Origin of the sequence: Thermanaerovibrio velox DSM 12556 (genome assembly GCF_000237825.1) — a bacterium.
GTDB lineage: Bacteria > Synergistota > Synergistia > Synergistales > Synergistaceae > Thermanaerovibrio > Thermanaerovibrio velox.
Map to the genome: position 1 here is coordinate 42081 of NZ_CM001377.1, position 22580 is coordinate 64660.

General features: G+C 54.2%; 19 protein-coding genes. 13 read left to right on the forward strand and 6 right to left on the reverse strand.

The window, feature by feature from the left end; translation table 11 throughout:
* Positions 1-11 precede the first annotated feature (11 nt).
* From THEVEDRAFT_RS00190 to THEVEDRAFT_RS00215, 6 genes are all read right to left on the reverse strand, one after another.
* Complete coding sequence (locus tag THEVEDRAFT_RS00190; protein ID WP_006582717.1) at positions 12-3104, reverse strand: efflux RND transporter permease subunit; 3093 nt, start codon at positions 3102-3104, stop codon at positions 12-14.
* Positions 3104-4288, reverse strand: coding sequence for an efflux RND transporter periplasmic adaptor subunit (locus tag THEVEDRAFT_RS00195; protein WP_156787068.1), 1185 nt, complete (start codon positions 4286-4288; stop codon positions 3104-3106). The genes THEVEDRAFT_RS00190 and THEVEDRAFT_RS00195 overlap by 1 nt, the downstream gene beginning before the upstream one ends.
* Before the next feature lie 185 nt (positions 4289-4473).
* The gene (locus THEVEDRAFT_RS00200) at positions 4474-5223 is read right to left on the reverse strand and encodes a DUF3298 and DUF4163 domain-containing protein (RefSeq protein ID WP_006582719.1); all 750 of its coding nucleotides are present in this window, start codon (positions 5221-5223) and stop codon (positions 4474-4476) included.
* Positions 5224-6513, reverse strand: coding sequence for a histidinol dehydrogenase (gene hisD, locus THEVEDRAFT_RS00205; RefSeq protein ID WP_006582720.1), 1290 nt, complete (start codon positions 6511-6513; stop codon positions 5224-5226). It abuts the gene before it with no gap.
* Positions 6514-6571: 58 nt separating this feature from the next.
* Positions 6572-7498: a carbohydrate kinase family protein gene (locus tag THEVEDRAFT_RS00210; protein ID WP_006582721.1), complete on the reverse strand. Its 927-nt coding sequence runs from the start codon at positions 7496-7498 to the stop codon at positions 6572-6574.
* Positions 7499-7502: 4 nt separating this feature from the next.
* A complete protein-coding gene (locus THEVEDRAFT_RS00215) occupies positions 7503-8066 on the reverse strand; it encodes a DsbA family oxidoreductase (protein ID WP_006582722.1) in 564 nt (187 codons plus the stop codon).
* Positions 8067-8565: 499 nt separating this feature from the next.
* Between THEVEDRAFT_RS00215 and THEVEDRAFT_RS00220 the strand changes: the two genes are divergently transcribed.
* The 13 genes from THEVEDRAFT_RS00220 to THEVEDRAFT_RS00275 all read left to right on the forward strand — a co-directional run bounded on the left by THEVEDRAFT_RS00220 (position 8566) and on the right by THEVEDRAFT_RS00275 (position 22564).
* On the forward strand, positions 8566-10113 hold the full coding sequence (locus tag THEVEDRAFT_RS00220) for a lipid II flippase MurJ (RefSeq protein WP_006582723.1): 1548 nt from the start codon (positions 8566-8568) through the stop codon (positions 10111-10113).
* A gap of 240 nt (positions 10114-10353) precedes the next feature.
* A complete protein-coding gene (locus tag THEVEDRAFT_RS00225) occupies positions 10354-11334 on the forward strand; it encodes an NAD-dependent 4,6-dehydratase LegB (RefSeq protein ID WP_040825055.1) in 981 nt (326 codons plus the stop codon).
* 22 nt (positions 11335-11356) lie between these two features.
* On the forward strand, positions 11357-12565 hold the full coding sequence (gene neuC, locus THEVEDRAFT_RS00230) for a UDP-N-acetylglucosamine 2-epimerase (protein WP_050802076.1): 1209 nt from the start codon (positions 11357-11359) through the stop codon (positions 12563-12565).
* 81 nt (positions 12566-12646) lie between these two features.
* The gene (locus THEVEDRAFT_RS10020) at positions 12647-13087 is read left to right on the forward strand and encodes an N-acetylneuraminate synthase family protein (protein ID WP_281054542.1); all 441 of its coding nucleotides are present in this window, start codon (positions 12647-12649) and stop codon (positions 13085-13087) included.
* Positions 13084-13665, forward strand: a complete 582-nt coding sequence (locus THEVEDRAFT_RS10025) for an N-acetylneuraminate synthase family protein (RefSeq protein WP_281054543.1) — start codon at positions 13084-13086, stop codon at positions 13663-13665. Before THEVEDRAFT_RS10020 ends, THEVEDRAFT_RS10025 begins: the two co-directional genes overlap by 4 nt.
* Positions 13666-13678: 13 nt before the next feature.
* Positions 13679-14329, forward strand: coding sequence for an acetyltransferase (locus tag THEVEDRAFT_RS00240; protein ID WP_006582727.1), 651 nt, complete (start codon positions 13679-13681; stop codon positions 14327-14329).
* Positions 14330-14381: 52 nt separating this feature from the next.
* Positions 14382-15500: an N-acetyl sugar amidotransferase gene (locus THEVEDRAFT_RS00245; protein WP_006582728.1), complete on the forward strand. Its 1119-nt coding sequence runs from the start codon at positions 14382-14384 to the stop codon at positions 15498-15500.
* Positions 15500-16567, forward strand: coding sequence for a nucleotidyltransferase family protein (locus THEVEDRAFT_RS00250; protein ID WP_006582729.1), 1068 nt, complete (start codon positions 15500-15502; stop codon positions 16565-16567). The genes THEVEDRAFT_RS00245 and THEVEDRAFT_RS00250 overlap by 1 nt, the downstream gene beginning before the upstream one ends.
* A gap of 44 nt (positions 16568-16611) precedes the next feature.
* Entirely contained in the window at positions 16612-17292 is a 681-nt protein-coding gene (locus THEVEDRAFT_RS00255) for an acylneuraminate cytidylyltransferase family protein (protein ID WP_040825057.1), read from the forward strand.
* A 150-nt stretch (positions 17293-17442) separates the two neighbouring features.
* Positions 17443-18765 carry a glycosyltransferase family protein gene (locus THEVEDRAFT_RS00260; protein ID WP_006582731.1) on the forward strand — a complete coding sequence of 441 codons (1323 nt, stop codon included), beginning with the start codon at positions 17443-17445 and terminating at the stop codon, positions 18763-18765.
* Positions 18766-19264: 499 nt separating this feature from the next.
* Positions 19265-20185, forward strand: a complete 921-nt coding sequence (locus THEVEDRAFT_RS09045; RefSeq protein WP_050802077.1) for a glycosyltransferase family protein — start codon at positions 19265-19267, stop codon at positions 20183-20185.
* Between the two features lie 85 nt (positions 20186-20270).
* A complete protein-coding gene (locus THEVEDRAFT_RS00270) occupies positions 20271-21416 on the forward strand; it encodes a DegT/DnrJ/EryC1/StrS family aminotransferase (protein ID WP_006582733.1) in 1146 nt (381 codons plus the stop codon).
* Between the two features lie 35 nt (positions 21417-21451).
* Positions 21452-22564, forward strand: coding sequence for a glycosyltransferase (locus THEVEDRAFT_RS00275; RefSeq protein ID WP_172634012.1), 1113 nt, complete (start codon positions 21452-21454; stop codon positions 22562-22564).
* The last annotated feature ends 16 nt before the right edge of the window (positions 22565-22580 follow it).

Sequence of the window (22580 nt, forward strand, 5' to 3'; positions counted from 1 at the left end):
TTTGTTTTCAGTTAACGGCCGTTGGCTTGAGACTCCCGGTCCTTGCGTCCCTTCCACTCCTGCCGCACCATGTATATGAGGGGCACCACGAAGAGCGCCAGCGCACCGGACATGGCCACCCCTCCGGCGGAGGCTATCCCTATGCCGTTGGTGAACTCGCTGCCCATCCCCCGGGACACCGCAAGGGGCAGCATGCCCAGCACCGCCGCCAGGGTGACCATGAGCACCGGCCGGAAGGAGTCCCTTAGGGCCGTCAGCATCAGCTCCTCCGGATCCGCCTTGGGGCTGCGGGATCTCAGGCTCCTGAACTCCTCCACCACGAGGATGGCGTTGTTCACCACGATGCCTATGAGCATCACCACTCCCAGGAGCACGAAGATGTTCATGGGGGTCCCGGTTATCCAAAGGGCCCAGAGAACCCCGGTGAGTCCCAATGGTACCGTGGTCAGGATCAGCACCGGCCACTTGAAGGATTCCAATATGGCGGAGAGGGCGAGGAAGGTAAGGATGACCGAGAGGATCCCCGCCTCCGCGAAGGCCTCGTTTGCGTCCGCCATCCGCTCGTAGTCCCCCCTGAAGGCCACCTTGTAGCCCGGGGGCAGAAGCCCTTCCGCTTCGATCGCCTGGGAGATGTTCTTCACCGCGGTTCCAAGGGGGTACCCGGGGACGAGGTCTGAGAAGAACTTGCTTGTCCTCATCTTGTCGGACCGGTATACCTTTATGGGGGACACCCTATCGGAGACCCGAGCCACCGCCGCAAGGGGGATGGTGCTTCCCCCGGGCAGGGGGATCTGGAAGCTCTCCACCTGCTGGCTTCCTGGTTCCTCCTTGAACTTGACACGGATGTCGTAGTTCTTCTCCGACGTCTTGAACACCGCCCCCTTTTCTCCCTCCAGGTTGTTCCTCATCACCGCCCCTATAGCCAGGGGGGATAATCCCATGTCCGCCAGAACTGGGCGGTTGGGTCGGACCAGGATCTCCCTCTTGCCCTCCCGGACGGAGGTGTCGGTGTCCACGAAGCCCTCCATGCCCTGGGCGTGCTTTTGGACCTCCAGGGCGATCCTGTCCAGCTCATCGAAGTCCTCTCCCATTATGTCCATCTGGATCGGGATGTTCTGGCCCCCTATGAAGGACGGCACGCTCACGGTAACCTTGGCGCCCGGGAAGGACTTCATCCTCTGGCGGACCAGGTCGAGCAGCTGAAATATGCTGAGATCCCGCTGGGTCTTCTGGGAGAAGTTGAGCAGCATCTGGGCCAGGTAAACCCCTTCCTCGTTCTCCCCTATGCCCTCCACCCGTCCTATGGTGGAGTAAACGTGGTTGAGGTGGGGAAGACCCCGGAGCATCCCTTCCGCCTCCGCAACCCGCTGGACCGTGGCGTCCAGGTTCTGCCTTGTGGGGAACTCCAGCTTAACGTAGACGTTGCCCTTGTCCACCGTTGGGGCGAAGCTGAAGCCTATCTTGGGCATCAGGGTTATGGAGTGGACGAACAGCACCGCCACCAAGATGAGCACGCCGGTGGCGAGGCCCCGCCGTTTAATCAGGTGCTTCACCATGTCCACGTACCGGTCCGCAATGCCCGAAAGGGCCTGGTTGAATCGAGCCTCCAGCCTTTCCAGCCTTCCTCCGGACGTGGCTTTTAGGAGGAAGGCGGATAGGATGGGGGTTAGGGTGAAGGATATGAATATGGACATGGCGTTCACTATCAGGGAGGTTATGGCGAAGGGCCGGAAGAACTCCCCCACGATGCTTCCCATGAGCCCTATGGGCAGCAGCACCACCACGTTGGTGCCGGCGCTTGCGAGCACCGCCACCAGCACCTCTCCGGTGCCCTCCATGGCGGCCCGCATGGGATCCTGGGTCTCCTTTAGCTTGGAGAGCACGCTCTCCAGCACCACCAGGCTGTTGGACACCAGTATCCCCACCGAGAGCCCAAGGGCCAGCAGGGTTGACGTGTTGAGCGAGTAGCCCAGGAGGTTCATGAAGAACATGGACATGAGGATGGTCAGAGGCATGCTCACCGCCACCACGATGGTGGACCTTAAGTTGTAGAGGAACAGGAACAGTATCCCCGCGGTGAGGGCTATCCCCTGAATGATGCTGGAGATGGTGCCGTTCACCGATGAGCGGATGTAGGAGCCCTCGTCGGTGACCCATACCAGCTTGGTGCCCCCCGGGATCTCCCCCTGGAGATCCCGGAAGACCTCCCGGACCCGGTCCACAAGGGCAACCGCGTTGGCGTCGGATTTCTTGACTATCTGGATGCCTATGGCCTGTTTGCCGTCCAGGAAGACCGCTTGGCGCCTTTCCTTTACGTCGAACCTTACGTCCGCCACGTCCTTCAGGTAGGTCATTGCGCCACCCCTGGAGACCAAGGGCATGGACATGAGGTCCCCAAGGCTCCGGTAGTCCCCGTCGAACCTGACGGCCTCCTCATCCTCCCCTTCCTTTATCCTCCCCGATGGCACCGTGCGAACCCCTTTGGCCAGCGCCTCGGTCACTTGATAGGATGTAAGACCCCGCTGGGCCAGCTTGAAGCGGTCCAGCAGCACGTGGAGCTCCCTCTTTGAACCTCCGGTGAGGCGAACCTCCGCCACGCCGGGCAGGGTGGAGAACCGGTCCTTAAGCTTCCGGTCCACGTAGTCGTAGAGCTCGTCTACCGGCATGTCCCCCACCAGGGCCATGGTGACCACCGGGGAGGCGTTTATGTCGAACTTCTGGATGATGGGCTTTTCCACCCCCTCCGGGAGGTCCGGCACTATGGGGTCCAGCTTCTCCCGCACGTCGTTCGCCGCGGCGTCCACGTCGGTGCCCATCTCGAACTCAAGCCCAACCACCGCCACGTTTTCCATGCAGGTGGTCTTTATGTGCTTTATCCCGTCCACCGAGGATACCGCGTCCTCTATCTTCTTCGCCACGTCGGTCTCAATGTCCCTTGGGGAAGCCCCGGGCCATATGGCCATTACGGTTATGAAGGGGGCATCCACCTTGGGCATCAGCTCCACCCCCATCTTGCGGTAGGCGTTCATGCCAAGCAGGGTGAGGGCGATCAAAAGACATCCCATGGCCACCGGGCGCCTTAGGGAGGCACTGTGAAGGGCCATCAGGGGATCCTCCTTACGATCTTAACCTTTGAGCGGTTGGACAGCATCGAGGCCCCGTCCACCGCAACCACCATCCCCTCCTTGACGTCCCCGGAGGTTATCTCGGTCCATCCGTTGGATCTTAGGGCGGTTGCCACCGGTACTTCGATGGCGGTGTCACCGCTTATGACGTAAACCGCGGGCCCTGCCTCCTTCTGCACAACCCCCTTGGAGGGGACCCCCGTGGACTTCCTGGAGCTTATGTGAACCGTCAATCTCGCCATGGCCCCGGGGACCTTGTAAGGGCTGCCCTGGGTCCTGCAGCGAACCTCAAAGGTCCTGGTGACCGGGTCCACCACGGGGGCCTTCGTGGTCACCGTGAGCTCCTCCCGGTACAGCCCCGAGGGGTCCTCCAGGGTTATCGATGTCTTCCCGGTCCACACCTTTGGGTACAGCTCCGCCGGCAGGAACGCCTGCACCTCAAGGCTTGATGGGTCGTCTATGCGCAGCACCGGCACCCCCGGGCGCCCCATCTCCCCCGGTTCCGCCATTCGCTTGCTCACCATGCCGTCCATGGGGGCGTAGACGGTGGTGTCCCGGTAGTTCTTCTCCTCTATGCCCAGCGCCGCCTGGGCCTTTCTAAGGGACGACCGGGCAGAGCTGAGCATGCTCTCCGCTGAACGAACCATCGCTCGGGCTTGCCGGTACCGGGTGAAAACGTCGTCGAACATGCTCTGGCTTATGGCCCCCTCCTTGAGAAGCTCTGCAAACCTCTGGTAGTCCAGCTCCACCCGCTCCAGATCCGCTTTAGCCCGGATGAGGGCCTCTTGGCGCTCCTCCGTGGCGAAGCTTGCGGCCTCCAGGTCCCGCTGGGCCATCTTGAGGGCCTCCTCCTGGCGCACGTTGTCGCTCTTGAACAGGGGATCCCCCCTTTTCACCCTGTCACCCTCCCGGACGTAGATCTCCAGGATGGTGCCATCCACCTTGGGGGTCACCGAGGCGTAGCGCAGGGCCCTTATGGACCCTTGGGTGGAGAAGTCATCGTTGAACTCCATGACCCGGGCTTGAGACACCGAAACGGGTATGCCCTTGGTTCCTGCCGTTTGGGTCTTTGGGTCCCCAGAAAACTTAACGGCCAGCGCAACCAACAAAAACGAGGCCGCCGCCCCGGCGGCAATCCAGGGGCTCCTCAGCTTAAAACTCATCACTTAACCCATCCCTCCGATCCTCGGATCATGCTGCAAGAAGTAGACAGACCGTTCGGTCTGTATGTTAGATGCCCCCAGGGCCCCTGTCAACGGGGCCCCGGGGGTTGAACTGCAAATGACACCTATCGCAGAGGAACGATCCCCTCCTCGTGGATGCAAGGGGCTGAGGTGGCCAAGGGAGCTCAACGGGGCTTCAGGGCGTTCTCCCTTATGAGGTCCTCCAGGTCCTTAAGGGGTATATGGAACTCCACGTCTCCGTACACCCCGGGGGTGAAACGGTACCGCTCCCAGTACACCACCAGGCTCATGGGGTTGGATTTTAGGTAAAAGGACGAGGCGTAGTCCTCCGGGGAGGGCAGGTCCTGTCCCTCGTTGAGGAGCAGCTCGTCCTTTGCCATCCTCTCCTTGGCGATGCGGTTCACCGCCTCGCCTATTCGCTTTTGCCAACCCTCCTTGAACAGCCGCTGGAGGGTGACCTTCTCGCCGGTGTTGAGGTCGTAGGTGGCGGAGGAGAGGGATGTGAATGGATGTGCCAGCTGAGGGAGGCTGATGAAGCCCCGGTTGACCACGCTGATGAAGTTGCCCTTGAGGAACGTCACCGAGGACCTGCGCTCCCCGTAGAAGGATTTTGGATCTGGGTTCGAGGTCACCCCGTAGGAGCGGACGAGCTGCATCATGTCCTCCATTGCTTTAAGCGCTTCCTGCCGAAGGGCCCGGTTTATCGACAGCTTAGCCGCCCCCTTTGCGCCCCCCTCGACCCTCGGGTACTCCACGGTTAATTTAACCCCGTTTATCTCCCGCCTAATGGTCACGCTGGATGCCCTGGGGGCTCCCTCCGCCGGGGCATGCAGCAGGTTCAGCAGCAGGGCCGCCATCAAGTACAGCAGGGCCGTGCCCTTGGCGGCGCGGTATCCACGGTTTACCTTGGTCATCTAAGATCTCCCTCCTTGAGGAACCCTCGCCAGGGCGGCCCCCCGGTGGGCCCATAGACCCTCCGCCTCGGCCAGCGTTGCCGCCGCCTGGGATAGACGCTCCGCCCCCATTGGGGTTATTCGCTGGTTGGTGAGCACCTTCAGGAAGTTCCCCACCCAAAGCCCCCCGGTGTACCGGGCCGCCCCGGCGGTGGGGAGGGTGTGGTTGGTTCCGGAGGCGTAGTCACCGAACACCTCCGCCGAGTGATCCCCTATGAAAAGGGAACCGTAGTTCCTGAGCTTGGGTATCCACAGGTCCGGGTCCTTCGCCAAGAGCTCCAGGTGCTCCGGCGCCATCCGGTTGGCCATCTCCACCGCCTCCTCCATGGATTCCGCCAAGAGCACCTCCCCGTTGTCCTCCCAGGATCTGCTTGCCACGTCCCGGGTGGGTAGGTCCTGGAGGATACGCTCCACCCTCGACGTCACACGGTCCGCCAGCTCTTCGTCGGTGGTTACCAAAACGGACCTGGCGTCCAGGTCGTGCTCCGCCTGGGCCAAGAGGTCCCATGCTATGAACTCCTCGTTGCCCATTCCCCTTTCCGCTATGACCAAGACCTCGCTGGGCCCCGCCACGAAGTCTATCCCCACCCGGCCGAAGCACTGCCGTTTCGCCTCGGTGACGTACTTGTTGCCGGGCCCCACGATCAGGTCCACGGGCCTTATGGTTTGGGTCCCTATGGCCATTGCCGCCACCGCGTGGGCCCCCCCTGCGGCGTAGACCTCGGTCACGCCGGCCCCCCAAAGGGCTCCCAGCACCGACCGGTCCGGCAAGCGGTCCCCCCGCTTCACCGGGGTGCAGGCGCATATCCGTTTAACCCCCGCCACCTTGGCGGGCACCGCCAGCATCAGCACCGTGGATATCAAGGGGTATGAGCCTCCTGGGATGTAGCAGCCGCAGGAGTCCACCGGCACCACCCGGTGTCCCAGCAGAACCCCGGGGCATATGGGGGTTTCCTCAAGCTCTGCTATGCACCCCATCTGGAGCTCCGCGAATCGGGCTATGTGATCCCTGGCGGTGTTTATGGCCGTCTTTAAATCCTCCTCCAGGGCATAGAAGGACTCCTCAAGGACATCCTCCGGGACCTTCAGCGTGTCCCCCTGGGACAGGTCATAGCGCCGGGAGCCCCTGAGCACCGCTTGGTCCCCCTCCTGGGCCACCTCTTCGATTATCCTGGCCACCTGGTCCCTCACCCCGTATAAATCCCCCCGGATGGCTTGGCGGTCTTTTACAGGAGCCTTTATGTGACGCATGTTGCCTTCCTCCTTCCGTGGATTTGGCGGATCGTTTTGTGGATGAACCGCTCGGCGCTCAGATCGATGACCCAGGCCTTGGCTGGGCCCTTAAGAGGGCCTCCACCTCCTCGCGGATGGGGAAGCTGTCCATGGTGCCCTTTCTGGTGCACGCCAGAGCTCCGGCGGCGCAGGCGAAGCGGGCGGCCTCCTCTATGTCCTTCCCCTCCGCCAGCGCCACCGCCATTCCCGCTGCGAAGGCGTCCCCCGCCCCGGAGTGGTCCTCGGTGTCCACCCGGAATGCCTGGAGGGACCTCGGTCTTGAGCCCTTGGAGTATACGATGGCCCCCAGGGGCCCAAGATGTGCCACCACCGCCTGGGCCCCCCAGTTTATGATGCGCCTTGCCCCCTCGTCGGGGTCGTCCTTTTGGGAGAGCCTCGCCAGCTCCTCCGCGTTTGGCATCACCAGGTCCACCAGGGGCCACAGCTCGTCCGGCAGATTCGCTGGGGGGTATGGGTCCAACAACACCAGGCACCCCGCTCGCTTGGCGCACCTCATCCCCTCCAGCACCGTCTCTGGTTTCAGCTCCAGCTGGAAAAGGGCGCAGTGGGCCCCCTCGAAAAGCTTACCCTGCTCGAGCACGTGCTGCGGAGATAGCATGTGGGATACCCCTGGGTATAACACCTTCCCGTATCCCCCGAAGGACAGGTTTAGGGTCACCTCAAGGGAGGTGTGCCCGCCCCTTATGACCTTAACCCCCCTTGTGTGCACCTTTTCCTGCTCCAGGTCCGTCATGACCGGCCGCTCGGAGCCGTCGGTGCCCACGGCGCTTATGAGGCTCACCTGGGCCTTCAGCCTTGCGCAGGCCACCGCTTGCCTCGCCCCCCGGCCGGAAGTGCGCTCCCTGTAATGGGATGCCTCCACCAGATGATCCACCTTTGGGTAGGAGCTGACATCTATGGATATCTCCCTGCTGGTGGCTCCGAGCACCACTACCCGTGCCAAAGCGTCACCTCCATCGGGCCGTGTGCTCTGCCAGGTCCTGTATGGTGAAGGAGGTGTCCCAGCTCAGCAGGACCGTGTCATCTCTCACAAAGGAGGGGACCACTTCCACCCCGATCTCCTCGGCCATTTTGTCGTTCCTATCCAGCTCAAGGAGTACCCCCTGGTCCTCGAAGGCCTCCGATGGGTCCTCAAGGCCCGCCTTGGCGAACTGGCCTCCGATGACCTTGGGGTCCGATATGTTGAGCCCCTCCTTGAAGAAGGAGAGGAAGAGCACCTCTTGGGCTTTGGGCCCGAAGCCCTTGGACTTGGCCCAGAGGTAAGAGGCGATGGCTTTCCTGGTGTTTGGTACCACCGATAGGTCTGCGAAGGTCGCCCCCGCGGGTTCTCCCAGGGCCCGGAGGTGCGGGATGTTGGACCACCGGCGCTTAACCCCTTCCTCCGGAACCTCCGGCAGGATCTGCCAGGGTACCCAATCCAGGGAGATCTGTGGGTAGCCCAGCTTCCGGAGGAAGCTCCAGGCCAGGTAGCAGTAGGGGCATGAGAAGTCGAAGAAGACCGCAATGGGCACTTGCTATCACCTCGTCAGTTGTTTTAAACAAGTATATTATTAAGCAGATGCGCAAAAGGCAAGGGGTGTTGGTTGGATCGGGGCCTCTTGCCTGGTGAGAGTATGCATGAACGCCATGCACCTTGGAGCGTCTATTTTGCTTTTTTGTAATAGGCTTTATAGGTTGTTTTGCAGTTGATGGATGCCGCGGTTTTACCGCATGGCACGTATATGGTCTCCTAGCGGCCTGGGGCTCGAGCGAGCCGAACGGCCCCGCCGATTGCTCGGCGTTTATTGACGTTCCAGCCTGAACATATGGTGCTGGTGGTCCCTGCGGGAGGGCACGGGGCCCAGGGCGGTTGGGTTTTCGGGGTGTTTCCGTGGTGTGGGGCAAAGGAAGCGTGCGATGCCTGGTGGAGGGCCCATGGATTCCATGGCGTGGATGTGGATTATAATGTGAATCCTGAGGTTTTGTTTTTGCAGTTTCGTGATTCAGCGCTTCCGGGGGAGTTGGTACGATTTGGGGTTTCTTAAGAGGCTTTTTAGGGCCGCAGCGGAGGAGAGGTCTTCTCGCGGGGCGGCGGTTTTGATGTTGCTCTTTAGGCTTGCAAGCAAGCCCTTCGGGTACCTGAGGATGCTTATGATGGCGTGGTTTTTCGGGGCCTCCGCTGGGATGGATGCCTACAACATGGTTATCGGTGTGTCCGGTCTTTTGAGCGGCTTCTTCGTCTCCGGCGTCCAAAGCGCGCTGATGCCAGCCATATCCAGGTGCCACAAGGAGGACGAGCCCAAGGCAAGGGACCTGATGGGCTTTTTCAACCTGGTTATCGTCCTTTTGTCTCTTTTTATAGCCGCTGTCGTTGCCCTTTATCCCGAGCCGGTGATGGGCCTTTTTGCCCCCGGTTTCTCTGGGGAGCGTCTTGCCGTGGCGGTGTCTCTCATGCCCCTAGGCGGGTCTTTCATCGTTCTAAGCGCCATCAACTCGGGGCTTGAGGCTTGGTCGGTTGGGACCGAGAGGTATGCGATGCTTCCTTTATTAGGCGCAGTTTCCAGTGCGATTTCGCTGGTCCTGATGGTTGGTTTGTTGTACTTGGGCTTTGGCATATTTGGAGCCGCGGTGTCCATGGCATCGAATTATTTCTTGCTGGCCTTGTTGAGCTGCATGGCATTGGGGGATGTGCCCCTTAGGTTCAAGAGGGTTCCCTGGGGGGAGGTCAAGGGGATATTGTCCGCCCTGCCCCCCTGTTGGATCATGATCGGGGTTTGGTCGTTGTACTCCGTGGTGGATAGGTATTTTGCGTCCCTTTTGTCCATCGGCGGCATCACCCATGTTTACTATGCGGAACTATTGTTTGGGCTTGGTGCGGGGCTGCTATGCAACCCCCTTATGGTTTACCTTTCAAAGGTGTCGAGGGATGGGGAGGAGGCCTATGGCATATCCAAGGTTCTTAGCATAGGTTTTGCGTACTTCATCCCCCTTGGTTGGTCGGCTTTTGGCGCTGCGGTGCCGGCGGTGGGGCTTTTGTTCGGTCACGGGGCGTTTTCCCCGGAGGATGCGAGGGTTACCGGTATTTGTGCTGCGATATTGTCTGTTTTTCTGCCTTTTTACGTGGCAAACGAATCTTTTTTTAGGTTGGCCCAGGCGAGGGGCTGTTTATACCGTGTGGCTTTCGTGGTGGTTCTCTCCGCGGGTTTGAACGCCTTTGTGGACTGGCTTCTCTATCGTTCTCTGGGGGCCTACGGGCTTATGCTGGCTACGGCTTCCTCCATGGTTTTGGGTTTCTTGGTCTATCCCCGGGTTCTTGAGGGAAGGTGGGTAGTTGGGGTTAAGCTGAGGTGGATGCTGCCGCAAATGCTTTTGGGTGCCGCTTGGGGCGGCGTTTTGATGCGGTTGTCTCTGGGGGCCGAGGGGTTTGGGTCGAGGGTGCTTTGCGTTTCGCTGAGCCTGCTTTGTGCGGTTATGCATCTGTTGGTATTGGATAAGCTCGGCTTTTACGGTGTGCTTCCTGCTGGCTGGAGGCCCAGGGAGCTGATGCGTTTGCTGGGTTTGGGGCGGTTGGGGGTGTAGGGAGAGATAAGTAGGATGTACATCGTATGTTAGGTACGTTACAACCCGAATCGTGCGAATTTTGATATGGGCTTGCGAATGCTTGGCGGTGATCTGGATGCGTAAGACTGACGCTTTTGTCTCGTTTTTGCCTAGGTTGGGGCAGCCCTTCGTGGTGCAGGAAAGGGCAATCCTCAAAGTGAATGGATTTGGTGATTGGATTGTTTTTCTGGTTTTTTGCGTTCGATATAGTTTGAGGGGGTGGAGTTTCTGAAGATCTTGGTTACTGGCGCGGGTGGGTTTATAGGATCCCATTTGGTGGAGGCTCTCGTCAGCAAGGGGCATGATGTGAGGGCCTTTGTCAGATACAACTCATCTAACTCCTGGGGATGGCTGGAAAGCTCGCCTTGCAGGGATCAGTTGGAGATCATTTCCGGGGACATAAGGGACTATGACATAGTGAGGTCCGCTGTAAGGGGTTGTGATATGGTGTTTCACCTTGCGGCTCTCATAGGGATACCTTACTCGTACGTATCACCATTGGCTTACGTGAGAACTAATGTGGAGGGAACATACAACGTGCTTCAAGCTTCTTTGGAGTGGCAGGTAGGCAGGGTTGTCCATACCTCTACCAGCGAGGTCTATGGAACCGCCCAGTATGTGCCTATAGACGAGTCTCATCCAGTCAACCCCCAGTCACCCTATGCGGCCACAAAATCCGGAGCAGATCAGCTGGCCATATCTTACTACCGCTCGTTTGAGCTGCCTGTTACTGTTGTGCGGCCGTTTAACACTTATGGGCCGAGACAATCTGCCAGGGCAATAATCCCAACGGTGATGTCCCAGATTTTAGAGGGTAAACGCAGCATATCATTAGGGAGCCTCTCCCCTACCAGGGATTTAACCTTCGTATCGGATACGGTGTCTGGGTTTATAGCTGCCGCTGAGTCGCCCAATGCCGTTGGGGAGGTGGTGAACCTAGGTACGGGCAGAGAGATATCCATTGGGGATCTTGTTAAGAAGATAGCTGGCGTGTTAGGGGTTGACGTTGAGGTGGTAACTGAGGAGTGTCGCGTCCGTCCACCTAAGAGTGAGGTCGAGAGGTTATGTTCAAACCCATCGAAGATGTTGTCCCTCACTGGTTGGTCTGCCAGTGTTGCTTTGGAGGATGGGCTCTGCATGACCGCCGATTGGATGAAGGAAAACCGGCGTATTTACAAGGGATACATATACAACGTTTAAAGGCTGGCCGAATTTATGGTATATGGGATACACCCGGAGAGAAGGGGAGATAGGTTTGCCTCGCAAAATTGCTGTGATGACTGGCAGCAGGGCGGAATACGGGCTTCTCTACTGGTTGATCAGGGGGATAGCGGATGATCCGGATCTGGAGCTGAAGCTTTTGGTTGCAGGTATGCATCTTTCCCCAGAGTTTGGGAACACTTGGATGGAGATTCAACGGGATGGTTTTGAGATAGCAGCAAAAGTAGAAATGCTGCTTTCCAGCGATTCTCCAGTTGGTATTGCCAAATCTACTGGTCTTGGTGTTATAGGTTTTGCAGACGCGCTGGAGCTGATTAAGCCGGACATCTTGGTGATACTTGGAGATAGGTTTGAGGCGTTGGCTGCCGCAGTTGCAGCCCACATCCTGCGTATTCCAGTGGCACACATTCACGGTGGGGAGTGTACCTATGGCGCCATGGATGATGCATTCCGCCATAGCATAACCAAATTATCGCAACTGCACTTTGTAGCAGCAGAGTCATATAGGCAGAGGGTCATCCAGATGGGAGAGCATCCGAATAGGGTCTTCTTGACTGGTTCTCCTGGACTGGATCACCTAGAGCACATCAGCTACCTTTCTGCTCAGGAATTGGAGAGCGACTTGGGCATTGGGCTGTCTCATCCGGTATTTCTTGTGACATATCACCCGGTAACTCTGCACGGTAGCCCCGAAACGGCCTTTGCGAGTCTCCTTAGGGCGCTGGATGGGTTCCCCGAGGCGTCCATTGTCTTTACTTATCCAAATGCTGATACCCATGGGCGGGTTATAGTGAGGATGCTTGAGGATTACGTGTCAAGACACCCTGAGAGGGCCAGAGCGGTGGCATCGTTAGGCCAGAGGAGGTATCTGAGTCTATTGAAGCATTGTGATGTGGTGATAGGCAACTCCTCTAGCGGCATTACGGAAGCTCCATCTTTTGGGGTTCCCACGGTAAACATAGGGGATCGCCAGAGGGGTAGGCTTAGGGCGGCTTCCGTAATAGATTGCGAGGAAGATGAGGGGGCGATCAGGGGGGCAATACAAAGGGCGCTGTCCCCTGAGTTCAGGAATTCGGCATTAAGGGCCGATAACCCCTACGGGAAGCTCGGGGCATCCAGGAGGATAATAAAGATCCTTAAGGAATTCCCCTTAGAGGGTATCCTTGAAAAGGGGTTCTTCGATCTTCCGCTAACCGCTGATTATAGATAGAGTGGGGGTTCTTGAATGCGCCATGGGGACGGCATCTATATTATAGCTGAGGCGGGGGTAAACCATAATGGCTCCTTGGATATGGCTCTGAAGCTGGTTGAAGCTGCCGCCAAGGCTGGGGCGGATGCGGTTAAATTTCAGACCTTCAAGGCCGATCGGCTTGTGCGGAGAGGGACCCCCAAGGCGGCGTATCAAATGGAGACATCTGGGGCTTACGAGGGGCAGTATGAGATGCTTCGCCGTCTAGAGCTCTCGGAGGAGGATCATTTAGTCCTGATTGAGCGATGCAGGGAGTTGAAGATGGACTTCCTCTCCAGCCCGTTTGATGATGATAGTCTGGACTTTCTGGTTGGAAGCTTGGGTTTAAGGACCATAAAGATGGGATCTGGGGAGGTTACCAATGCCCCGCTTTTGCTCAAGGCGGCTAGCATGGGAGTGGATGTAATCCTTTCAACTGGCATGAGCACCCTTGGGGAGGTGGAAGAGCCCTGGCCTGTCTTGCCTTCGGATACCTCAAGGTGAAGGATAAGCCTTCTAAGGAGGCATTGTTCAAGGCCTACAGCTCTGAGGAGGGGCAGGAGGTTTTGCGGGATAGGGTGACGCTTCTTCACTGTACAACCGAGTATCCGGCACCCCTGGAGGGGGTAAACTTGAGGTCCATGGTTACCATGAGGGAGGCATTTGGTCTTAGTGTTGGGTACTCGGATCATACTGAGGGGATAGGAATATCCTTGGCCGCGGTGGCCCTTGGGGCTGCGGTATTGGAAAAGCACTTCACGTTGGATCGTTCCCTACCGGGGCCGGATCACCGGGCTTCGTTGGAGCCGCTGGAGTTGGCCGAGCTTGTGAAGTCGGTTAGGGCTGTTCAGTTGGCCTTGGGAAGTCAGATAAAGGTGCCATCCAGTTTCGAGTGGGAAAATCGGCGTTTGGTGAGAAGGAGCGTTGTTGCAAGGCGGACCATCCAGAGAGGGGAAGTCTTTGCGGAGGACAACCTCACGTGCAAGCGCCCGGGTACTGGGTTGCCGCCTTCTGATGTGTGGCGGTTATTGGGGAAGCCCTCCTCCAGGGATTACATTGACGATGAGATGGTAGAAGATTAGTGGATTTTATCTAATGGCTTCTTCGGATCTGCTGCAGGGACTTAGGTTGATAATGCTTGGGGCGGGAGGCCATGCCTCGGTTCTCCTGGATCTTCTTTCTCGCTTGGGGCACTCCGTACATGGGGTAGTCACCCCTGAGCTTAAGGTGGGAGATAGCTGGGAGGGGGTTCCGGTTCTTGGGGATGACTCTTCTCTGGAGAGGGTCTCCGCGCATGGGGTGGGATTGATTAACGGTCTTGGGGCTAATCCAAGCTGTGATGCGAGGAACCGCCTTTACAGCAGGTTTAAGAGGCTTGGGTTTTACTTCCCTCCCTTGGTCCATCCCATGGCTGTTTTGCCCCAAAATTTGGAGCTGCCCCAGGGATGCCAAATCATGGCTGGTGCGGTGGTCCAAAAAGGGGTCGTGTTAGGGGAGAACAGCGTTATAAACACCAGAGCCAGTGTGGATCATCATTGTGTGATAGGAGATGGTGCCTTTGTAAGCCCCGGAGCCGTCCTGTGCGGAGGGGTATTGGTTGGCCGGGGGGCGTTTATAGGAGCTGGGGCTGTGGTGCTTCCCAATTTATCCGTGGGAGAAGGAGCTTTAGTGGCAGCAGGGGCTGTAGTGGTTCGAAACGTTTCTCCTGGTGCTAGGGTTATGGGGGTACCTGCGGTAGAGGGTTGATATGGGCTTGTGGAGCTTTGGTTATAATTAATCATAGTAGGAGTCAGATAAAATGAGATATTGCAAAAGATGTGTTATGCCGGACACTCGTCCTGGGATAGTGTTTGATGATGAGGGGATTTGCTGCGCCTGTAGGGCATATGAAAGGCGCAAGGATATCGACTGGGATTCCCGGTGGAGGGAGCTTGAAGCCCTTTGTGATAAATATCGCAACAAAGGTGCATTCGGCTATGACTGCATGATAGCCGTTAGCGGTGGGAAAGACAGCCATTTCCAGACTTACATAATGAAGGAAAAGCTGGGAATGACTCCCCTTTTGGTTTCCGTAGAGGATAACTTCCCGATGACAGAGGCGGGCAAGCATAACCTGAAGAACATCTCCGAGGTGTTTGGGTGTGACATCATATCTTTAAAGCCCAACATTAGGGCCCAGAAGAGAATAATGCGAACCATGTTTGAGAGGTACGGCAAGCCAACTTGGTATATAGATAGGCTTATATATACTTATCCCCTTCACATGGCAGTGAAGTTCGGAATTCCCCTTTTGGTTTATGGCGAGAACGTCAGCTACGAGTACGGGGGGCCTGGGGCCGTTGAAACACCTTCTGCGAGGGAGCGGATCTACAATGGGGTTGCCGATGCGGTTCCCGTCGAGGAGCTGCTGGATGATGTGGTAACTACGAAGGATCTCACCCTTTGTCAACCTCCGGTTAAAGATGACCTAGAAGGGCTTGAGCCCATATACCTTAGCTATTTCGTGCCGTGGAACAGCTATTCCAATTACATATTTGCGAAGTCTGTCGGATTTCACGATCTGACCCATGAATGGCATAGGACTCACAACATCGAGAACTTCGATCAGGTGGACAGCCGGGCTTATACGGTTCACTACTGGCTTAAGTATCCCAAGTTTGGGCATCAGGTAGCCACGGATTACGCCTCCAGATTTGTTAGATATGGTCTTATCAGCAGGGAAGAGGCGGTGGAATTAGTGAGAAGGCATGATCATGAGTTGGACCCCCTGGCGCTCAGGGACTTCTGTCAGTTCTGCGGGTACTCCGAAAGGGAGTTCTGGAGCATCGTGGACAAGTTCTACAACAGGGAGATCTTCGAGAAGGACAGGTTCGGACGCTGGGTACTTAAAAAACCCGTTTGGGCGGAGGGGGCCTGATGGCACTAAGGGAAACGGCTTCCGTGGAGATGGTTTGCGTATCCCCCGAGACAAACCTTCGGAGGGTTTTGGAGATAATAAACAACGAATCTTCCCAATTTGTTTTGGTGGTAGATGCTGAGAGGCGCTTGGTGGGCGTGGCCACCGATGGGGATGTTCGTCGGGCGATACTAAATGGATACGGGTTAGAGTCACCGGTTTCTCTAGTCATGAACAGATCCCCCAAGTTGGCTTTTGAGGGTGAGCATTGGTGGGTTCTCCTCAACCGGATGAGGGATTACGGCATCCATTTTTTGATTAAAGTGGATGTAGACCGAAAGGTCTTGGGGGTAGTTCACTTTGCGGACGTTGCAATGCCCAAGCGACGCTCCAACCTGGTGGTCATAATGGCTGGCGGGAGGGGGCTTAGACTGGGAGAACTGACCGCTAACTGCCCTAAGCCTATGTTGCCGATAGGTAAGAAACCAATATTAGAGATGATAATTGAGAAGCTGGCGACCCACGGATTTAGCAGGTTTTGTATATCAGTTAACTATTTAAGAGATCACATAGTAAGCTACTTTGAAGATGGGTCCAAGATGGGTGTTAATATATCTTACATACACGAGGATGAGCCCCTGGGAACCGCTGGTTCTCTGGCGTTTATAGATCCCTTACCCAGTGAACCTTGTATCGTGATGAATGGCGATATATTCACAGATCTAGATTTCGGAGCCCTTTTGGACAAACACGAGTCGTCTGGGCTTGATGGGACCGTTTGCGTTAGGGAGATAGCTTACGAAATACCCTTCGGAGTGATCGATCTGGGTAAAGAGGGGATGATAAGCACTATACGGGAAAAGCCCACTCTTTCTTACATTGCCAACGCTGGCATATATGTGTTAAATCCCGATCTTATCGGTAGTGTGCCTCGTGGCAGGGCTTACCATATGACACAGCTAATAAAGGATGCTTTGAGGAGAGGAAAGAGGTTTGGGACAATGCTGTTGGATGGGATTTGGATAGATGTGGGGCATCCAAATGACTTCGAAAGAGCGTGTGCTCTATTTGGGGCCAAAGATTCCTGATCCGAGATTAAGGGCTAGAGGGTGATTTTGCCTTGTACGGAGGTATGCGTGTATTGGGATTGATACCCGCCAGGGGTGGGTCAAAGAGGATTCCTGGAAAGAACGTTAAGCTTTTGGGGGGCAAGCCTCTCATAGCATGGACGATAGAATCTGCGATGAGGTCTCGTTACATTGACAGGGTGATATTGTCATCCGAGGACCAGGAGATCATAGAAGTGGCGTTGAAGCTGGGCTGTGAAGTTCCATTCGTGCGGCCCCAGCACCTAGCGACCGATGAGGCGAAGACCTCTGACGTGGTCATGCATGCGCTGGAGGAAATAGGGGCTGGATATGACTATTTGGTTCTTCTGCAGCCGACATCTCCCTTCCGTTCTTCGGAGGATATAGATGGTTCCATTTCTCTTTGCATTGAGTCCCGGGCTCCGTCGGTGGTTTCGGTGAGGGAGATAAGGGAGAGGCCGGATTGGATGTGTCTGCTGGATGATGCGGGGCAAGTCCGTTGTCCCCTGGCTGAATGTGGGGAATATGCGGGGCGGATGTACATACTTAACGGGGCGGTTTACGTGGTTAGCTGTCAGTGGTTTCTAGAGAACGGTGCTTTCATCGCTGACTCCACCAGGGCCTTCAAGATGCCCTGGTGGAGATCCGTTGACGTAGACACGATGGAAGACTGGTTGTTGGCAGAACTCATCTTGGACAGGTACTTGTATCTTCTGGACGGCTGAATGCTGTCTTTGTCGTGTTCAAGGCTCGACTTAATTATGATGAATGCAATTGTCCTGAGTGCAAACTGAGATACGGGCTTAGATGGTTGATATTTTGTTTGAAAGGTGCATGGGGTGAGGTGCTTTTGTTAAATAAGTGGAGGTGCTTTTATGAAAAGAAGAGTTGTGGTGTTCTATGAGCATTTCGCTAGAGAATACGATACATGCAAAATGATAAAAAATAAGCTAGAAAACACGGGCGAATTTATCGTTGAAATTTTTTCTATTGCTTTTGAGTACTGTAGTGCCCTAGCTTATGCTAGAGATAACAAAACAGATATTTTGGTCATGCCGTGGCTATATACTCTTGGTGATTATAAATTGTGCTTACCCTTTCTAGTATTTAATTCAGACATGATTATATTTAATTTGCATCACGAGCAGGTTTCTTCCCCAATGAGTGAACGTGCTAACCTAGGCAAGGATTTATTTGTAAGCAATAGGGTTTTCCATGTGGTATGGGGAGATTTATTTGAATCTAAGTTATTGAGCTTAGGCATACCTAACAATATTATATTTAAGGTGGGCTATCTTCGAGGGGATGCAGGGAGGTATTTTCATGGTGGTGAACGGAATAAAGTAAGATCAGAACTTGCTATGGAGTTTGGTTTAGACCCACAAAAACGATGGATTTTATTTGCAGAGAATAGGGACACAAAGATGATCAACAACAAAGAGTTATCGCATCTTTTGAGGATGGGGTATGATAAAGAAGATGTATTGGGATATGTAGATATAAAAATAAAATCATTAAAAAAGACTTTTGATGATTTTAGCTCTTTGCCCGATAGTTTTTTTGAAAATAATGAGATTATATATAGAATGCACCCTGGCATGCTCTTTGTGGATGAAATAAAAAAAATGAAATGGTTTAATAGAATTAAAGTCATAAATAGTTATTCAATATATAAATGGTTAAGCGCAGTTGATGTCAATGTTGTTTGGAATAGCACGTCTATTTTTGAAAGTGATGCTATGGGTGTTTTATCACTAAGATATGATCCTTTAAATTTACCCAGTAAATATCTTGCTTATGGCTTGGATTTATATCCTGTTATTTCATCAATTGGTCAAGTTGATTGCTTGCCTGGTGGTTTTGCAAATAAGGGCTGCGGTATTTATAGTAAATTCATAGGGGCTGTAGACTCTAAATCATTTGACAGACTTGTCGATTATTTTTATTTAGCGTTAAATAAGAATAATATTTGCAGAAACAATGAAATTTGCGTTTTGGATGATTTTATGATGTTTTTGACTAAAAAATATTTGTTTGAGTTGTTGGCTGGATTATTTAGTAAATTTAGGATTCTTAGTATATTTAAGTACCCAAAAACAGCTTATAAATTAAGGGATGATATTCCAAGCAACCCAATGTTACCTAGTTTAAGGTCTATTATTCATTTGTTATTTGAACTATATATTCTAAAACAATAGAACTAATCTATTCGTAGTTTTGCGATGCTCATATGCTGGCTTGTTTCTGTGTAATAATATGTGGTAGTAAAACAAGATGATGCCATGCTATGGCTATGTGAAACAAGGAGGGCGAACCCAAGGCTAGGAAGCTGATGTTTTTTGCCTGGTTGGCGTTTTTGATCTTCGCTTAGTTGCTGTTTTTTTGCTAGTTCTAATATGCTTGTGACGGGTAAGTTAGATCTTATTGAGGAGCTAGTGTTGGGTTAGGGACTCAGGTGATTCAATGGAGTTGTTGAGGTAGATTGATTCGCATTTTGGGTGCTAGCTAGACGTTTTTGCTGTAATTAGTGATTGTGGTCTTTGATTAAGCCAATAGATAAGCATAGATTATGCTTGTATGCCATATCGGGGCATCTGCGGTTAGCATGGATAGCTTTTGAGATAAAAACTTAACTATGGCTGAAGCTTGCTTTATGAAATCTAGTTATTAGGTTGGGATGAATAAAGGGGCGATATTTTGGTTAAGATACTGTTCAAGAGAACACACATGGCTTTTTTGCCAGAAATAGATGCGTATATTAAGTATTTTAACGAGATGCAATGCTTTGAGGCCTATGATTCTTTTGTTCTTGGGGAATATAGCGAAAAAGATTTTGATGTTATTTGGGAGTTTAAGGGACTAGGGGGTAGTAGGCCGAGAAATAGCGTTTTGATACATGAATATGCTTCTCTTTCAACCGGGTTGCTCCCCAAGTTTAAAAATTTATTTAAAACAAAAATAAACCCCAGGCCAGATTTAAGAGTATTCCTTAATAATGACGTTATGCATGGCTTTGGTTTTAATGATGGCGTGGAGTTTTGTTTAAGGGATATGGGAATAGACGAGAGCTTTCTCATTGCCAGGAACTCTATCAAGGATAAAGAGTATGATTTTGTTTATGTTGGTCCAGTGTCTAGAGTTAGGGGTATTGATAGATTGTTATCTTTGTTTTCAAAAAATAAACTAGGCAAGATTTGCCTAATAGGAAACGTTGATGATGGAATTTACTCATCTTATAAAAATAATAAAGACATTATTTTTGTTGGAAGAGTTCCATATAGTTGTGTCCCAGAAATAGCGGCAAAGGCTGTGTATGGTATTAATTTTATCCCAAATAAATATCCATATAACATCCAAACTTCTACTAAGTTGCTTGAATATCTAGCATTGGGTTTAAAGATTATAACTACGGACTATAAGTGGTTAAGGCTTTTTGAAAAAAATAATAAATGTAATTTTTACAAGATAAGCGATAGAGATATAGATATTAACATAGAAGGGCTAAAAAGATATAATTTTGTTATTAATTTTGAGGCAGATAGATTTATATGGAAAAATATAATACATAACTCTGGAATAGAACAAAAAATATTAAAGTTAATAAATGAAACATCCTGATTGGCGTGTAGATTTAATAAAAACGTATTAGGGATTGCATAAGCTTTAGTGTTTTAGCATATTTGTTCGTGAGGAGTGATGGCAAGTGGCTGACCCCAAAAGGATATACCTCTCCCCCCCGCACATGACCGGGGAGGAGATGGCTTACGTGGAGGAGGCGTTTAAGACCAACTGGGTGGCCCCCCTAGGGCCCCACGTGGAGGCCTTCGAACGGGAGGTGGCTGATAAGGTGGGGGTAAAGCACGCCCTGGCGCTCTCTTCCGGCACCGCGGGGATCCACCTGGGGCTTAAGTTCCTCGGGGTGGGATCTGGGGATCTGGTCTTGTGCTCCTCCCTCACCTTTGCTGCTACCGCCAACCCCATAGTCTACCTTGGGGCCACCCCGGTTTTCATCGACTCCGACCCGGATACCTGGAACATCTCCATCCCAGCCCTTGCTAGGGCGGTATCCTGGTGCTTGAGCAGCGGCATAAGGCCAAAGGCGGTCATAGCGGTGGATCTATACGGGCAGAGCGCAGACTACGATGAGATACTGAGGATATGCGGGAAGCACGGGATCTACGTGCTGGAGGACGCGGCGGAGGCTCTGGGAGCCAACTACAAGGGCAGGATGTGCGGCTCCCTGGGTAATCTTGGGGTGCTGTCCTTCAACGGCAACAAGATAATCACCACCGGCGGCGGAGGCATGCTGCTGTCCGATGATGAAGAAGCCATAGAGACCGCCCGGTTCTGGTCCACCCAGGCTAGGGATAAGGCCCCTTGGTACCAGCATAGCCAGGTGGGGTACAACTACAGGATGAGCAACGTGCTGGCTGGAATAGGCCGGGCCCAGCTTAAGGCTTTAGATGACCGGGTGGCCGCAAGACGGAGGGTCTTTGAACGCTATAGGGACGGTCTTTCTGGTTTGGAAGGCATATCCTTCATGCCCGAGGCACCCTATGGACGGAGCAACCGATGGCTCACGGTGATATTGATAGACCCCTCGTCCGGCCGCACCCCCCTTATGGTCATGGATGCACTGGCGGAGAAGGACATAGAGACCAGGCCCCTTTGGAAACCCATGCACCTGCAGCCGGTCTTCGAGGGCTGCCGCTACTTCCCCCACGAGGACGGTTTCAGCGTATCGGATCATTTGTTCCAGGTGGGGCTCTGCCTACCCTCCGGATCCAGCCTCACTGAGGAAGACCAGGAAAGGGTCATAAGCGCAGTGAAAGAGATCTGGATGGGCTGATCATCGTGCCCCGCGAAATCCTGATCGTTACTACCGTGGCGTTAACCATAGAGTCATTCCTGATCCCCTACGCGGAGGAGCTTCGCCGCAGGGGATGGACCGTATGCACCGCCGCCCAAGGGGCCATGAAATCCCCGACCATAAGAGATGCCTTTGACGCGGTCTTCGATGTGCCTTTCGCTAGGAACCCCCTGGCCATGCGCAACCTAAGAGCGGGGTTCCTGATGCGGGGAATAACAAGATCCCGCAGTTTCTCTCTGATCCACGTACACACTCCGGTGGCCTCTTTCGTCACCAGGCTTGCGCTGGGCCCCATGAGGAACAGGGGTAGGGAGAAGGGCGTTAAGATCCTCTACACCGCCCATGGCTTCCACTTTCATCCCCATGGTAAGCCGGTGACCAACTTCATTTTCGAAACCCTGGAGAGGGTGGGATCGCCGTTCACCGACGTCCTCTTCGTGATGAACCGTTATGACCTTGCCAGGGCTCGTGAGATGAGATTAGCTCCCCGGATAGAGTTCGTCCCCGGCGTGGGGGTGGACCTGTCTTTTTTCGATCCCCCCGCGGTGGGGGCTGATGAGGTGTCATGCCTGCTTGGGGAGCTTGGCATCCCAGGTGGGCTGCCTTATTTCGTTTACGTGGCAGAGTTCAACCCAGGCAAACGCCACTCGGACCTGGTGGAGGCCATGGGATTGGTCCGGCGGGACTGCTGCGTGGTCCTTGTGGGGGATGGCCGGTTGCGCTCCAATGTGGAGGCGATGGTGTCTCAAGCAGGGCTTGCTCACCGTTTTAGGTTTGCGGGCTTCAGGAGAAGGGAGGAAGTGAGGGCACTGCTTAAGGGTTCTTCCGGGCTGCTATTCCCGTCGAGCCGAGAGGGGCTGCCAAGATCGGTTATAGAGGCCATGGCCATGGGCAAGCTGGTCATAGGGGCGGACTCCAGGGGCACGGTGGACCTTCTGGAGGAGGGCCGGGGATGGCTGTACCCAGTTGGAGATGTTCCAGAGCTTGCCCGTCTCATCGAGAGGGCCCTTGATGAACCCCGTGAGGCCCAGGAAGCCGGCGAGGCCGCCAGGGATTATGTGGTGCGGAACATGGACGTGAGGAAGCTTGTTAGTTCATATGCGGATCTCTGCGAGTCGTTGATCTGATTTTGATGACGCTTGG

Bases quoted from the DNA above. Each gene is read 5' to 3' on its own strand.
- THEVEDRAFT_RS00190 (WP_006582717.1), bottom strand. From the start codon at position 3,104: ATGGCCCTTCACAGTGCCTCCCTAAGGCGCCCGGTGGCCATGGGATGT.
- THEVEDRAFT_RS00195 (WP_156787068.1), bottom strand. From the start codon at position 4,288: ATGAGTTTTAAGCTGAGGAGCCCCTGGATTGCCGCCGGGGCGGCGGCC.
- THEVEDRAFT_RS00200 (WP_006582719.1), bottom strand. From the start codon at position 5,223: ATGACCAAGGTAAACCGTGGATACCGCGCCGCCAAGGGCACGGCCCTG.
- hisD (WP_006582720.1), bottom strand. From the start codon at position 6,513: ATGCGTCACATAAAGGCTCCTGTAAAAGACCGCCAAGCCATCCGGGGG.
- neuC (WP_050802076.1), top strand. From the start codon at position 11,357: ATGGGATACACCCGGAGAGAAGGGGAGATAGGTTTGCCTCGCAAAATT.
- THEVEDRAFT_RS10020 (WP_281054542.1), top strand. From the start codon at position 12,647: ATGGCTCTGAAGCTGGTTGAAGCTGCCGCCAAGGCTGGGGCGGATGCG.
- THEVEDRAFT_RS00240 (WP_006582727.1), top strand. From the start codon at position 13,679: ATGGCTTCTTCGGATCTGCTGCAGGGACTTAGGTTGATAATGCTTGGG.
- THEVEDRAFT_RS00245 (WP_006582728.1), top strand. From the start codon at position 14,382: ATGAGATATTGCAAAAGATGTGTTATGCCGGACACTCGTCCTGGGATA.
- THEVEDRAFT_RS00250 (WP_006582729.1), top strand. From the start codon at position 15,500: ATGGCACTAAGGGAAACGGCTTCCGTGGAGATGGTTTGCGTATCCCCC.
- THEVEDRAFT_RS00255 (WP_040825057.1), top strand. From the start codon at position 16,612: ATGCGTGTATTGGGATTGATACCCGCCAGGGGTGGGTCAAAGAGGATT.
- THEVEDRAFT_RS00260 (WP_006582731.1), top strand. From the start codon at position 17,443: ATGAAAAGAAGAGTTGTGGTGTTCTATGAGCATTTCGCTAGAGAATAC.